Genomic DNA, 13907 nt, shown 5'->3' on the forward strand with positions numbered 1-13907 from the left:
ATAGAAACCGGATTCCCCGCCCGCGGTTCAGCGCACGAGAGGACGCCAGCGGCAATGCCACACTACACGTTGAACATCTATTCCGACGAGAACGGCATCGGCCGCCAGATCCGCGTGCATGCCACCACCCCCTGGCTCGCGATCGAGGAAGCCGCGTCGCGGATCGGAGCCTTCGGCGCGGAAATCTACTGCGGGAAAATCCACCTGGGCCGGGTCACGCGCCAGTCGCACGGGCGCAACTGCTTCTGGGAAATTTCCGGCCCCGCCAGGCGCTGACGGCCACGCGCCATTCGCCCCCCGCAACGGGCGGCTTGCCCGCGCCGCCGGTGCGGCCTATCTGCACCGGCAAATCCCGAACCCGTACGAACACCATCCGAACAGCGAGGAACGCCCGTGTCCGCCCAATACGCCTATGTCATGAAGAACATGACCAAGACCTTCCCCGGCGCGCCCAAGCCGGTGCTGAGCAACATCAACCTGCAGTTCTACCAGGGCGCGAAGATCGGCATCGTGGGCCCCAACGGTGCGGGCAAGTCCACGCTGATGAAGATCATGGCCGGGATCGACACCGATTACAGCGGCGAGGCATGGCCGGGCGAGAACATCACGGTCGGCTACCTGCCGCAGGAACCGCAGCTCGACGAGAGCAAGACGGTGCTCGAAAACGTCAAGGATGGCGCGCGCGAGACCGCCGACATGGTCGAACGCTTCAACGCGATCGGCATGGAAATGGGCGAGGAAGGCGCCGATTTCGACGCGCTGAGCGAAGAAATGTCGCAGCTGCAGGACAAGATCGACGCAGTCGACGGCTGGACGCTCGACAACCAGCTCGAAATCGCGATGGAGGCACTGCGCTGCCCGCCCTCCGACGCCAGCGTCGCCAACCTCTCGGGCGGCGAGAAGCGCCGTGTCGCCCTCACCCGCCTGCTGATCCAGAAGCCCAGCATCCTGCTGCTGGACGAACCGACCAACCACCTCGACGCGGAATCGGTGAACTGGCTCGAAAACCACCTCGCCGAATATGCCGGCGCCGTGCTGATGATCACCCACGATCGCTACTTCCTCGACAATGTCGTGGGCTGGATCCTGGAGCTCGATCGCGGGTCCTACTATCCGTACGAAGGCAACTACTCGACCTACCTCGACAAGAAGGCCAAGCGCCTTGCGCAGGAAGAGCGCGAGGATTCCGGCCGCCAGCGCGCCCTGTCCGAGGAACTCGAGTGGATCCGGCAGACACCCAAGGGCCGCCAGACCAAGTCCAAGGCGCGCCTGCGCAAGTTCGAGCAGCTGCAGGACGCGCAGAGCGACCGCAAGCCGGGCAAGGCGCAGATCGTCATCCAGGTGCCCGAACGCCTCGGCAGCCAGGTGATCGAGGCGCACGGCATCTCCAAGTCCTTCGGCGACAAGCTGCTGTTCGAAGACCTCTCCTTCACCCTGCCCCCGGGCGGCATCGTCGGCATCATCGGGCCGAACGGCGCCGGCAAGTCCACGCTTTTCAAGATCATCACCGGCCAGGAGGAACCCGATTCCGGCTCGATCAAGATCGGCGAGACCGTGCACCTCGGCTACGTGGACCAGAGCCGCGACGACCTGACCGCATCGAACAATGTGTGGGAGGAAATCTCCGACGGGCTCGATTACATGAAGGTCAACGGCCACGACATGAGCACGCGTGCCTATGTTGGCGCGTTCAACTTCAAGGGCCAGGACCAGCAGAAGAACGTCGGCAAGCTGTCGGGCGGTGAACGCAACCGCGTGCACATGGCCAAGATGCTCAAGGAAGGCGGCAACGTGCTGCTGCTGGACGAGCCGACCAACGATCTCGACGTGGAAACCCTGCGCGCGCTGGAAGACGCGATCGAGAACTTCGCCGGCTGCGCCGTGGTCATCAGCCACGACCGCTTCTTCCTCGACCGCCTCGCCACCCACATCCTCGCCTTCGAAGGCAACAGCCACGTCGAATGGTTCGAAGGCAACTTCGAAGCCTACGAGGAAGACAAGCGCCGCCGCCTGGGCGACGCGGCGGACCGGCCTACGCGACTGGCGTACAAGAAGCTGACGCGGTGATCTTGCGACAGGCCGCCAGAAGCGGCCTGTCGGCTAGCGACCGGACTGTAGACATTCGCGCAAACCGGAGATTTTGCGCGGGGTGGTCATATTTCCCGGACTTCTCGAGCCTCCAAGTCCCGTAGTGAGAGCGGACACGAGGGCTACCGTCCAAGTGCGATTTCATCGTAGTTATCGAGGAAGTACTGATACTGGCGTGCTTGGTTATGGTAGTGAGCGAGTGTAAGATACCCGAACGTCTGGTCATCCTTACATTTCTGGAGGGTTGAGAACAGGTCTAGGTAAAGCTCAGCGATACGGCGGTAAGGCGCTGGCTGACGGGACTGTAGAACAATTTGCCCGCCGTTAAAAAGAATGCCGAGCTCGTCCTCGAGAAAATATTCTTTATTACTACAAGAATTAGCTTTCTCTACGGCTATTTCGCCGTTTGCTACAATCACTTCGATGAATAGCCTTGTTTCTCCATCGTCCGGATAGCGCATGTCTCTCGGGCTTCTATCTTCTCGACGGAAAAGGTTCTCCATATCCTCGAAATCATAGTTGCCGAGATACTCCTGTTCGTACCGACGGACATCAAGACTGTGCAATGATGCAAGCAGTTGAACGCGGAACCGAAGATATCGGTATCGCTCAGCTCTCGATCGAAGCTTGTAGTCGCGAAGCTCCCGGTCTTGAAATGCCGGATCGAAAGCGCGCGCACTCCATTCATGCGCAGCAAGAATGCTCTCCTCTGTCCGATTTGTAGCTGCCCTTGCAACTGCGAGTGAACCTCCCAAGAATTCACCCTGCCGGAAGTAAGCAACTCTTCTCAACAATCGTTCTGGCCCTGAAAAGCTCTCCTCAGCCGGAGGCGGCTCGGGCGGCGGGAGGTAGCCGTACCAACGAGTGGCCTCATCCAGCAGAGAGGGCGAGCGATGCCAGTCTGCGGCGTCTATGTAGAACGAGACCAGGTCGCTGGTTTTGGAGAAAGTTTGGCTCAAAACCCATAGCTCAGCCATAGCCGGATAGAGTTCGGCATCAATGACGCGGTTTTCTTCGATGAATTTCTCGTAAGTGAGGTTCTTGGAGTGAAGATAATCCTCAGCCTCGGCCAGCCCTCTCGGAAGCAATTCGATATAACGCCGGGCAGCACCCGATGAGAGGTCGAACTCGAAGGTCATGCGTTCTGCGATGTAGCGCAACGCCTCCTGCGCCGAGCCTTCCGTGCCAAAGTCGAAGTGCCAATTCATTAGATCGTGGAAACAGCGGTATGTCGTCACGGTCGTATGTATTGTCGTGTAAGGTAGTTCCTCCGCCTCGCACCGCTCCTTATAGGAAGCCGGAACAGATACCCGATTAATCCGGCTCAGTTCCTGCGGGGTCCCCTGCCATGGTCGAAGTCCTGTTGGGAGAATAATCTGGGGCTCTCGGACATTTTCGATATAAACATCTTGAGCCGAGAGCGCGGTGCCGCTGTTTACGCACACTGCGATGATCAGAAATAGTCTACCAAGTCTGGCCACTGATCTTCCTTAAGGTCGCTAAGAGCTGAACTGTCACTTGAGAACACAGATCGCTAGCAAGAGAACTCCCCAATAATTTTGAGCCGCTGGAGGTAAAATTGAGATTAAAGAGTGCAATAGGCGCGTTTGGCGGAGTCGAAATAAATTGGTTCGGTATCATTAATTAGGCCAACCCCGAGCCTCGTAAAATCATATCCAGATCACAAAACCGGTCTCTGAAAGCGCCCCGTTTGCAGCCCCCCCCCCCAATCCCGTACGATCAACGTGAGTTCTTGATCTCTCGAGACCGGACCGGCAGCCACCAGACCTTGCAAGATACAAGCAGACGTCCTTCCGCCCCACCCCACAAATGTCCATCTTGGAGCCTCCCCGCCCCCCCCGCATTGAGGGGGCATGACAGGGGGAATGCAGTACAAGGTGTGGCCCTGGGCCACCGCGATCGCGATTGTAGCCATCGGGTACGGGGCGCGCAGCGCGATCGGGACGGTGTATGGCGAGGCGGAGGCGCGCCAGTTGCTGGAGGCGCTCTCGCGCGCCGGGCTCTACCTCGGCTCGGCCATCGCGACCGCCGCGGCCACGACGCTGGCCCTGATGCTGACCCTCATCGGGATGATCCGCCGGTCCGACACCGATTTCGATGATGACACATACCGCCGCGTGGTGCTGATCTCCACGCTGGCGACCGTCACCCTGCTGACGAGCCTGGTCGTGCTGCTCGCCTTCGTGTTCCCGGTCGGGGAGTTCGAGGCGTTGCCCGACGGCTGGTACAGCACGCTGTACGATGTCCTGTTCGGGGCGTGCGTCCTGATGGTCGCGCTGCTCGCCACGACAGTCATCGTCACTTACCTGACCCTGCGCCACGTCATCGCCCGCATCACGCCGACGGACGATATCTGACCGGCGCGCCGACCGGGCAGACGCACCTTTTTCCCGCTTCGTTTGACTAGAGCGGCCTGAGTTGCGAGACTCCGGGGCATGGCGTTCGCATTCACGACGCATTCCCCCGGCGGCACCCCCCGTGCCGCAAAACACGATCCCAAAAGGATTCACATGCCAACAGCAAAGAACGGTGACACCGTCACCATCGACTATACCGTAAGCCGCACCGACGGGACCGTCGTCGGCAACACCGCCGAAAGCGGCCCGCAGGAAATCACGCTGGGCGATGGCGGCATCTTCCCGCAGATCGAACAGGTCCTGACCGGCATGGAGCCGGGCGATAACGAGAAGGTCGCGATCGACGCGGAAAACGCCTTCGGCCCGCGGCGCGAGGAAATGGTCATCGACATTCCCCGCCAGAACCTGCCGCCCGAACCCGCCCCGCAGCCCGGAATGGCGCTGCAGGCGCAGCAGCAGGACGGTTCGCCGCTGACGCTCTATGTCGTCGAAGTCGGCGAGCAGTCGGTGAAGGCCGACGGCAACCACCCGCTCGCGGGCGAGGACCTGACCTTCGACGTCACGCTGCGCGACATCAGGCAGGCCGCCTGACCCGGTTGTTCGGAAGGGGCCCGGCCGCACATCCGGCCGGGCCCCTTCCCTCCTATTTTCTGCAGGACACTCTTTCCCCAAGTGACTTCGCGCCACCTCATCGTTCACGGCACGGTCCAGGGCGTCTTCTACCGCGACTGGACGGTCGCGGCCGCGCGCAATCGCGGCGTCACCGGCTGGGTCCGCAACCGGCAGGACGGAACGGTCGAAGCGAGACTGGAAGGCGAGGAGGACGCGGTCGAAACGCTCATCGCGGCCATGCACGAAGGACCGCCCAGCGCGCGCGTGGAGCGGATCGACCAGAATGAAGCGCAAACCGACGGATTTGCGTCGTTCGAACGCATATGAAGCGGTTCATTCGCACCCGGATGCACACCTGCGGGCGGTCTGATTAAGGCCTAGGGCGCGACCCAGCGGCCTTCCCATTCGCCCATCCCGGACCGATCGAACTGCGCCCGCCGATGCCCGTCATGGGCGAGGTACAGCCAGTCCAGGTGGTCCAGCGCGACCAGCAGAACCGCAAAATTCCGCCGCGCCGGCGCTACCTGCTCCGCGGTCGGCTCTACCCCTTCGAACTCGGCCGGCAAGCCCGACGTGGCCTCTTCCGACACGGCGCCCGGCCCTTCGCCCAGATAGCACCGCCGCGCGAAATTCGTCGCCTCCTCCCACGCCCTGTCCGCTCTCTCCCCCTCGCATTCGACCCGCCCAATGCCCTGCGCGCGGATCTGGATCTTCGCCTTGCGGTCGTAGAACAGCACGCCCGTCCGATCCCCTTCCGTGCCGATGAAGCGTGCTTTCGGCGCGCGCGAATCGGTATGGAAGCGCAGCATCCATACCGAGGAATTGAACTCGCGCAGCACCATGACCCGCACGCTCGCATCCGTCGTCGCAACGACCGGCGCGTGCATCGCGGACCGGCGATCGTTCGCCGCATTGCCGAGCCGCCGCATCACATCCTGCCGGATTTCGTCGAGAGTCGCGTACATTGCGCTCCCCTTCCCCGCCCTTCGTTAAGCGTCAAGTCATTCAGCTTCGCCTATACGAACCTTAACAGAAGCCGCATCAACCAGTTCAGTTTCGGGTCACACATCCTTAACTACTTCCCATAGGCCTTAGGGGCCGCAAGGTGGGCGCGGCGATCGACAAAGGAGAGCCGCAATGACTTTCAAGGAATTACTGACCGCGGGAAGCGCGTCGGGCCTGGCACTGGCCATGGCCCTGATCGCGCTTCCGTCACAGGCTGCCGCCGCTGCGGCCGTTACCGCCACTGCAACCGCCGACGCATCGGCAGCGGTGGCCGCGCAGGACCGGCAGCAGCGACGCCAGGCCCGCCAGGAACGACGGGGCAACCGCGGCCAGGCCCGCGAGAACCGACGCCAGCGTGCAGCCGTCGCCCCGCAACGCGCCCAGCGTGCGCCGCAAGTGCGTAACGAACGCCGTGCGGACCGGGTGGAACGCCGCGGAGACCGCCGGGCCAACCGCGCGGACAATCGCAGCGAACGGCGCGCGAACCGTGTGGAACGTCGCGGCGACCGCCGTGCCGACAATCTGCGTGATCGCGGCGCCGACCGCCGGGCGAACCGCGTCGACCGGCGCACCGACCGGCGGGCCGACCGCATCGAGAACCGCGGCGACCGCCGGGCGAACCGGATCGACAGGCGCTCCGAGCGGCGCGCTGATCGGATCGAGAACCGTGGCGATCGCAGGGCTCAGTGGCGCAACCAGGACTATCGGGACGCACGGCGTGCGCAGGACCGTCGTGACTATCGTCAGGACCGGCGCGAGGCACGCCGCGACTACCGGCAGGACCGCCGCGAATATCGCCGGGATCGCCGCGAGGCGCGCCGCGATTATCGCCAGTGGAACCGCAACCAGTGGCGCAATGATCGCCGCTACAACTGGCGCAGCTATCGCAACAGCAATCGGGGCATCTTCCGCATCGGTCGCTATTATTCGCCCTATCGCAACTACAGCTACCGCCGCTTGAGCATCGGCTTCACGCTTGGCAGCCTGTTCTACAGCAACCGCTACTGGATCAACGATCCGTGGCAGTATCGCCTGCCCGAAGTGTACGGCCCGTATCGCTGGGTCCGCTACTATGACGACGTTCTGCTGGTGAACACCTATACCGGCGAAGTGGTGGACGTGATCCACGATTTCTTCTGGTAATCGCTTCTCGCCGATAGCGAGACGGGGTCCTTGCGGATCGGCGATGCCCCCGGTTGGCCGCGTGCCGGCCGGGGGCAATCTTTTTTAGCAGGGATACCGCTCGGTCGGCCCCTTCCGCGTGTTGCGACGGCGCTTCGCCGTGCTATCCTCCGGTCCATGACGAAGACAGCCGTGATACCCGACCAGGACGCCCTTCGCCGCGTGGGCAAGTCCGTGCGAGAAAAGCTCGAGGACAATCCCAGAGTGCACCGGGTGCCCAACGACAAGGTGGAAATCTACGCGATCTCGGACTTCCTCAGCGTCGAGGAATGCCAGAAGCTGATCCACATGACCGATGTCGTGGCGCAGCCCAGCGTCCTTTACGACCGGGACTACGATTCGGGTTTCCGGACGTCCTATTCGGGCAATTACAACCCGAACGATCCGCTGGTGCGAACGGTCAGCGACCGGATGGACAAGCTGCTCGGTATCCGGAAGGAAAACGGCGAGTATATCCAGGGCCAGCGATACATGCCGGGCCAGCAATTCAAGCCGCACAACGACTGGTTCTATACCGACCAGCCCTACTGGAAGGGCGAACGCAAGCGCGGCGGGCAGCGCAGCTGGACGGCCATGGCGTTCCTCAACAATGTCGAGGAAGGCGGGGCCACGCACTTCACTCACGCCGGCATCAAGATCCAGCCCAAGTGCGGCGTACTGCTGACCTGGAACAACGCGCTGGAAGACGGCTCCCCCAATCCCGACACGATGCATGCCGGGACGCCCGTGGTGCGCGGGGTGAAGTACGTCCTCACCAAGTGGTATCGCACCCGCAAGTGGAGCTGACCGCCCTTTGGCGGGATGGTCGGCCGGTCACTCGACTTTGACGGTAATATCCGCGGAGAGGCCTTCCGGTTCGTAGCGGGTGTCGATCGAACCGCCGATGCCGCCAAGGACGCCGTCGATCAGGCGACTGCCGGTGCCGGACCCCTTGGGACTGTCCGAACCTGCGCCGTTTTCGACCGGCGGGCCGTTGCGCTCTTCCCAGTGGAGCTTCAGCTCGTCGTCCTGCTTGGTCCAAGCGATGGACACCTCGCCTTCGGGAACGCTCAGCGCCCCGTATTTGAGCGCGTTCGTCGCCAATTCGTGCAGGGTCAGGCCGACCGGCGTGACCATCCTGCGCGGCAGGCTGACGAACTGACCCGACGTGCTGATCCGGTCCAGCCGGTCGGTCTGGTACGGCTTCATGACTTCCTGCACGAGGTGCTTCAGATCGGTCTCTTCCTTCTGCATGCCTTCCGGCGACAGGGAAGCCCGGTGGGCCGCCGAAAGCGCGTCGATCCGCTGGGAAATCTTTTCGGTCACGCTTTCCACGCTGGTCGCATCGCGCGCCGAAAGGCGGACGATAGCGGTCAGCGCGGCAAACAGGTTCTCGGTCCGATGACGCAGCTCATGAGCGATCCGTTCCTGCCGCGCGGCGTTCTCGCGCTCGCTGACGAGGTCGGTGATGTCCCACTGTGAACCGTAGAAGTACTGCAGCGCGCCGTCGCGGTCGTAGACCGGGCCGACATGGACCGCGTTCCAGAACTTGGTGCCGTCCTTGCGGTAGTTGAGGATGTCGGTGACCCGGTAGGCTTCCTCGACCACCGCTTCGCGCAAGGTCGCCACTGCCGCCGGATCGGTCTCCGCGCCTTGGAGGAAGCGGCAATTGCGTCCCAGGATCTCGCGCCGCTCGTACCCCGTCAGGTCGCAGAATGCCTGGTTGCAGTAGACGATCGGCGTGTCGTCCTGGTGCGGATCGCTGATGCAGAGGGCCATGCGCGTCTGCTCGCTCGCTTCGAAGAACAGCTGCGACGGATCAATCCGCAGCGATGCTGCATCGAACCGGTCTTCTATGCGCACGGCCGCCGGCATCGGGACATTCCCGGCCTGCGAGCTGCGTTCTCTCTTGGTGGGCGTGTCCCCACCGCCAGTGGAGCGACCCATGGCTAACTCATCCTCGTCCAAGTGGGGAAACTTAACATTCGAACCGAACCGTTTGTACCGATCCCGCGACGGGAATCAACTCGTCGCAGCATCACGGTTCGTCTGTTTTGCGCAAATAGTCGTCAGCTTCGCGCAAGAGCCTCGGCGATGAGGGTGCGGGTGTTGTCGATTCCGTAAAGCGCGATGAAACTGCCCATGCGCGGACCCTGCTCGCTGCCCAGCAGCGTTTCGTACAGCGCCCGGAACCAGTCGCGCAGGTTGTCGAAGCCGAACTCCTCGCGCTTCCCGATCTCGTAGACCGCGGTCTGGAGATCTTCGGCGCTCGTCCCGGCATCCATTTCCGCGAGCCTCGCGTCCAGCGCGCGCAGGGCATCGGCTTCGCTCGGAGACGGGGCACGCTTCTTCAGGGTCGGTGCCACGAAATCGCGGTTGTAGGCGACCGCGAGCCGGACCAGCTCGTGCAGTTCCGGCTGGTCGTCGAGGCTGCCCAGATAGGTGCGCAAATAGTCCTCGAGCCGTTCCGGCGTCGCTTCGGTGCCGAGCACCCCGACGAGGTTCAGCAATAGCGAGTACGTGACCGGAAGCGTATCGCCCTCACCCGGCGCTGCGGTCCCCTCGCCCGCACCGTTAGCACGCGCGAGGTGCCAGACCGGGTTGCCCAGCTGCTTGTCCAGCTCCTGCTCCGCGAGCCTCTCGCGGAACTGCCAGTAATCGTCGACGGCGCGGGGAATGACCCCGGCGTGCAATTGCTTCGCGCTCTTCGGATTGTTGAAGATGTAGAAGCCGAGGCTCTCCTCGCTGCCATATTGCAGCCATTCCTCGATCGAGAGGCCGTTGCCCTTCGACTTGGAAATCTTCTCACCCTTGGCGTCGAGGAACATCTCGTAGATCAGGCCTTCGGGCTTGCGACCGCCCAGGACGCGCGCGATCTTGCCGGACTGGATGCCGCTGTCGGTCAGGTCCTTGCCGTACATCTCGTAATCGACGTCCAGCGCGACCCAGCGCATCGCCCAGTCGACCTTCCACTGGCACTTCGCCCGGCCGCCCAGCGCCGACTGCTCGACCGTCTCGCCGTCGTCCTCGAAACGGATGATCCCGTTCCCGGCATCGACGACCTCGACCGGCACCTGTAGCACTTCGCCCGACTTTTCCGAAATCGGCATGACGGGTGAGTACGTCTGGCGCCGCTCTTCCCGCAGGGTCGGCAGCATGATGTCGAGTATGGCGTCGAAATTGCGCAGGACATTGCGCAGGCCATCGTCGAATGCGCCGGACCCGTACCGCTCGCTCGCGGCGACGAACTCGTAATCGAACCCGAACCGGTCGAGGAAATCACGCAGCTGCGCATTGTTGTGATGCGCGAAGCTGGCATGGCCGGCATCGAACGGGTCGGGAATGCGGCTCAGCGGCTTGTTGAGATTGGCCCTGAGAAGGTCGGGATTGGGGACGTTGTCCGGCACCTTGCGCAGGCCGTCCATGTCGTCGCTGAAAGCCACCAGGCGCGTCCTGCCGTCTTCCGGCCGTGCGCCGATGAGCGCTTCGTAGGCGCGCCGGACCAGCGTGGTGCGCAGGACTTCCTGAAAGGTGCCGATATGCGGCAGGCCGCTCGGGCCGTAGCCGGTTTCGAACAGGACCGGTTCGCCATTCGGCTTCCCGTCGGGATAGCGTTTGAGCAACCGCTGCGCTTCCTGGAACGGCCAGGCTTTGGAAGAATGGGCAGCGTCGGTGAGGGCTTGGTTGCTCATGCGGGCAGCCTCTCGCCCAAGCGGCGGGGTGTTGCAAGCGCGAAGGCGAACCGGGCGGGCCCGGCGATCCGCGCCTAGAGCGCGCGTTCGTTCACCTGCGCGCACATGCCGGGGATCAGCAGCGCATCCACCAGTATCCAGAGGCCGCGCAGGCAAAGGATGGCGAACCCCACCATCACCTCTTCCATCAGGATGGCAACGCCGCCGAGCAGACCCAGGCCCAGCTGGTACAGGGCCGACTCGGTCTTGCCGAGGTAGAAGCGATGGACCGAAAAGCCGCCCAGGAAAAACCACAGCACATAGGCGAGACCGACCGATTTCGGGTTTGGTGCGGCCCGACCCAGTCCCCCGCGATAGGCTGCCTCGTCCGACTGGCGTTCCTGCCAGCGAGCGCGAGCGGCATCCTCGCCGACGAGTGCGCGGGCCGAGACGTATTCACGATAAGTTTCGTTGCGCAGGCGCGAAAGGTCGTTCGCCTCTTCGGGCGGCGGTGCCACCACGCGTTCAATTGCCTGCGGCGATGCGGGAATGGCGGCTGCCGCCCCGTTCAGTCCCTTGCGTCCAAAGCTCATCGAAACCCCCCGGTCAGATGGCGGACATTATCGTGCGGAAGCGTTAAGGAGGCGTTCCCGGATACCCCCGGTCAATCGACCGGTCCGAGCGCGGGATCGAGGTCGCGCGGGCGCCTGAAATGGACCAGCGTGCCCTTCGCGTCGGCGATATCCTTCCACCGTTCGATATCGCACTCGATCACGGCGAAGGTCGCGGTCGGAAACTTGGTGGCCGCCTCGTCGAAAAGCGCGTTTTCGTTCTGCGGCGGGACCAGTTGCATCAGCATTTCGTGAAGGCCGGGATTGTGTCCGGCGACCAGTACCGAGGCGGCATCGCCGGCAAACTCGGCAACCGTCTCGCAGATCGTCGTCGGGCTCGCCAGGTACAGGCGCGCATCCCAAACCGGGTCCAGGCCGATAGCTGCGCTGGCAAGGGTCTGGCGAACACGCTCGGCCGGGCTCGCCAGCAGCATGTCGAAAGCACCGCCCTCTTTCCTGATGTGCGAGCCGATCAGCTTGGCCCCGCGACGCCCGCGGTCGTTCAGACCGCGATCGAAATCGCGTTTAGCCGTGTCGTCCCAATCGGACTTCGCATGCCGCAGGAGGCCGATCCGTTTCATTGAGACCCTTTCGTCATGCCAGCGTCATGCCCGCCGTACCCGCGCGGGACAAGCGGCTTCGCTGCCGGAGATCACGCCCCGGCATTGCCGACCACGAAACACGCCATGGCGACCAGCGCGCCCGTCCACCGATTGCTGCGAAATCGGGCTAGCGGATTTGCGGCATCGCCCGGATCGAGTGTGGCGGTTTGCCATGCCAGATGGACTGCCGCGGGAAAGAGCGCCAGTATCGCCAGCCAGTCGGCTCGCAGGAACCAGAATGCCAGCGCCCAGCACAGGGCCGCACCGGCGTAGAAAACCGCGACACCCCATTGGACCCGTTTTCCGAGCCTCAGGGCGCTGGATCGGATTCCGACCAGCGCATCGTCCTCGCGATCCTGCAGGGCGTAGATCGTGTCGTATCCGATGACCCAGAGCGCCGCCCCGGCATACATCGCGAGGACCGCGTCCCAGTTGTCCCACCGGAATTGCGTCCATCCGACCAGCAGGCCCCATGTGAAGACGAGGCCGAGCCATGCCTGCGGCCACCAGGTGATCCGCTTCATGAAGGGATAGGCCGCGACGAGCGCCAGGCTGCCCAGCGCGACCAGTTGCGCCTCCGTACGCAGCTGGAGCAGGACGAGTAGGCCGAGCGCGCACAGGACGAACAGCCATCCCCATGCGAGGCGCGTGGAAATGCGGCCGCTGGCCACGGGGCGCGCGGCGGTCCGCGCGACCTGCCGGTCCAGATCGCGGTCCACGATATCGTTGTAGACGCATCCCGCGCCGCGCATCGCCACCGATCCCAGCAGGAACCAGAGCAGCAATTGCCACTGCAGGCCCGCGCCCGTCAGCCACACGCCCCAGACGCACGGCCAGAACAGGAGCCACCAGCCGATCGGCCGGTCGAACCGGGCAAGCTGCGCCAGGTCGCGGGGCACTTGGGGCAATCGCGCCACCAGGCCGCGATGCTCCGTGTCGGGGACGATAGTGTCGGTCACGCTTGCGCCCTAACCCGGCCGGAGCGTAACGCAAAGGCCATGCCCGCCACACCTGCCTGGCCGCCCAAGAGCGCACCGCGCCTTTTCATCGAGGACGTCATCGCCGGGGGTCGCAGCTTCGCGATCGAAGGGCCGCAGGCCCACTATCTCGCCCGGGTCATGCGGGTCGGCGAAGGCGATACGGTGATCCTGTGCGACAATGCGACCGGGGAATGGGCGACGACCGTGTCGCAGGTCGACAAGCGGCGCGTGACTCTGAAGGCCATCGAACGCCTGCGCGAGCGGGAGGATGTGCCCGATTTCTGGCTGTGTGCCGCCCTGCTCAAGAAAGACCGGTTCGACCTCGTCCTCGAAAAGGCGACTGAGCTCGGCGTCGGGAAAATCCGCCCGGTGATCACCCGGCGATGCGTCGCGGACAAGCTCAATGCCGATCGCGCGTCTTCCCTCGTGACCGAAGCGGCGGAGCAATGCGCCAGGACCGCCCTGCCCGAACTTGATGCTCCCGTGAAACTGGATGCGATGCTGCGGGACTGGCCGCAGGAACGGCACCTGTTCTTCGCGGACGAGGACGGGGGCGAGCCGGCCGCCGACGCCTTCTGCTATGCGGAGGGTCCGGCGGCCCTCCTGGTCGGTCCCGAAGGCGGCTTCGACGATGAGGAGCGCGCTGCGATCCGCGCCCACCCGGCGTCCGTCGCCATCAGCCTGGGCCCGCGAATCCTGCGCGGCGAAACGGCGGCAATCGCGGGAATGGCGGTCTGGATGGCAGAAGCGGGCGACTGGATCGGAGAAGAATAAATTCCTTTCCACGCCCGGATCGGTT

15 protein-coding genes are annotated in these 13907 nt (G+C 63.7%); 8 read left to right on the plus strand and 7 right to left on the minus strand.

Annotated features, from left to right (window positions below; translation table 11 throughout):
* Positions 1 to 54: 54 nt before the first annotated feature.
* Positions 55 to 276: a hypothetical protein gene (locus AB1K63_RS05345; protein ID WP_366958916.1), complete on the plus strand. Its 222-nt coding sequence runs from the start codon at positions 55 to 57 to the stop codon at positions 274 to 276.
* A 117-nt stretch (positions 277 to 393) separates the two neighbouring features.
* Positions 394 to 2067 (plus strand): energy-dependent translational throttle protein EttA, encoded by a 1674-nt coding sequence (gene ettA, locus AB1K63_RS05350; protein ID WP_366958917.1) that lies wholly within the window; start codon positions 394 to 396, stop codon positions 2065 to 2067.
* 143 nt (positions 2068 to 2210) lie between these two features.
* Here ettA and AB1K63_RS05355 read toward each other — a convergent pair whose 3' ends face one another.
* Complete coding sequence (locus AB1K63_RS05355; protein ID WP_366958918.1) at positions 2211 to 3569, minus strand: hypothetical protein; 1359 nt, start codon at positions 3567 to 3569, stop codon at positions 2211 to 2213.
* 393 nt (positions 3570 to 3962) lie between these two features.
* Between AB1K63_RS05355 and AB1K63_RS05360 the strand changes: the two genes are divergently transcribed.
* The 3 genes from AB1K63_RS05360 to AB1K63_RS05370 all read left to right on the plus strand — a co-directional run bounded on the left by AB1K63_RS05360 (position 3963) and on the right by AB1K63_RS05370 (position 5405).
* Positions 3963 to 4466, plus strand: a complete 504-nt coding sequence (locus AB1K63_RS05360) for a hypothetical protein (RefSeq protein WP_366958919.1) — start codon at positions 3963 to 3965, stop codon at positions 4464 to 4466.
* A 153-nt stretch (positions 4467 to 4619) separates the two neighbouring features.
* Entirely contained in the window at positions 4620 to 5057 is a 438-nt protein-coding gene (locus tag AB1K63_RS05365) for an FKBP-type peptidyl-prolyl cis-trans isomerase (RefSeq protein ID WP_366958920.1), read from the plus strand.
* Positions 5058 to 5138: 81 nt separating this feature from the next.
* Entirely contained in the window at positions 5139 to 5405 is a 267-nt protein-coding gene (locus tag AB1K63_RS05370; protein ID WP_366958921.1) for an acylphosphatase, read from the plus strand.
* Positions 5406 to 5455: 50 nt separating this feature from the next.
* Here AB1K63_RS05370 and AB1K63_RS05375 read toward each other — a convergent pair whose 3' ends face one another.
* Positions 5456 to 6043, minus strand: coding sequence for a flavin-binding protein (locus AB1K63_RS05375; RefSeq protein WP_366958922.1), 588 nt, complete (start codon positions 6041 to 6043; stop codon positions 5456 to 5458).
* A gap of 172 nt (positions 6044 to 6215) precedes the next feature.
* Between AB1K63_RS05375 and AB1K63_RS05380 the strand changes: the two genes are divergently transcribed.
* Both AB1K63_RS05380 and AB1K63_RS05385 read left to right on the plus strand, forming a co-directional pair.
* On the plus strand, positions 6216 to 7226 hold the full coding sequence (locus tag AB1K63_RS05380; protein WP_366958923.1) for an RcnB family protein: 1011 nt from the start codon (positions 6216 to 6218) through the stop codon (positions 7224 to 7226).
* Between the two features lie 156 nt (positions 7227 to 7382).
* Positions 7383 to 8051, plus strand: coding sequence for a 2OG-Fe(II) oxygenase (locus AB1K63_RS05385; RefSeq protein ID WP_366958924.1), 669 nt, complete (start codon positions 7383 to 7385; stop codon positions 8049 to 8051).
* 27 nt (positions 8052 to 8078) lie between these two features.
* On the opposite strand, the gene AB1K63_RS05390 is transcribed toward AB1K63_RS05385, so the two are convergent.
* From AB1K63_RS05390 to ubiA, 5 genes are all read right to left on the minus strand, one after another.
* Positions 8079 to 9191 carry a PAS domain-containing protein gene (locus tag AB1K63_RS05390; protein WP_366958925.1) on the minus strand — a complete coding sequence of 371 codons (1113 nt, stop codon included), beginning with the start codon at positions 9189 to 9191 and terminating at the stop codon, positions 8079 to 8081.
* 122 nt (positions 9192 to 9313) lie between these two features.
* Entirely contained in the window at positions 9314 to 10936 is a 1623-nt protein-coding gene (locus AB1K63_RS05395) for a lysine--tRNA ligase (protein WP_366958926.1), read from the minus strand.
* Positions 10937 to 11010: 74 nt separating this feature from the next.
* Positions 11011 to 11508 carry an NINE protein gene (locus AB1K63_RS05400; RefSeq protein WP_366958927.1) on the minus strand — a complete coding sequence of 166 codons (498 nt, stop codon included), beginning with the start codon at positions 11506 to 11508 and terminating at the stop codon, positions 11011 to 11013.
* Positions 11509 to 11579: 71 nt separating this feature from the next.
* Positions 11580 to 12107, minus strand: coding sequence for a histidine phosphatase family protein (locus tag AB1K63_RS05405; RefSeq protein ID WP_366958928.1), 528 nt, complete (start codon positions 12105 to 12107; stop codon positions 11580 to 11582).
* A 71-nt stretch (positions 12108 to 12178) separates the two neighbouring features.
* Positions 12179 to 13087 (minus strand): 4-hydroxybenzoate octaprenyltransferase, encoded by a 909-nt coding sequence (gene ubiA / locus AB1K63_RS05410; RefSeq protein ID WP_366958929.1) that lies wholly within the window; start codon positions 13085 to 13087, stop codon positions 12179 to 12181.
* 39 nt (positions 13088 to 13126) lie between these two features.
* Between ubiA and AB1K63_RS05415 the strand changes: the two genes are divergently transcribed.
* Positions 13127 to 13882 carry a 16S rRNA (uracil(1498)-N(3))-methyltransferase gene (locus AB1K63_RS05415; RefSeq protein WP_366958930.1) on the plus strand — a complete coding sequence of 252 codons (756 nt, stop codon included), beginning with the start codon at positions 13127 to 13129 and terminating at the stop codon, positions 13880 to 13882.
* Positions 13883 to 13907: the final 25 nt, after the last annotated feature.

The sequence above is a fragment of the Qipengyuania sp. JC766 genome (assembly GCF_040717445.1).
In the GTDB taxonomy this organism is placed as follows: Bacteria; Pseudomonadota; Alphaproteobacteria; order Sphingomonadales; family Sphingomonadaceae; genus JC766.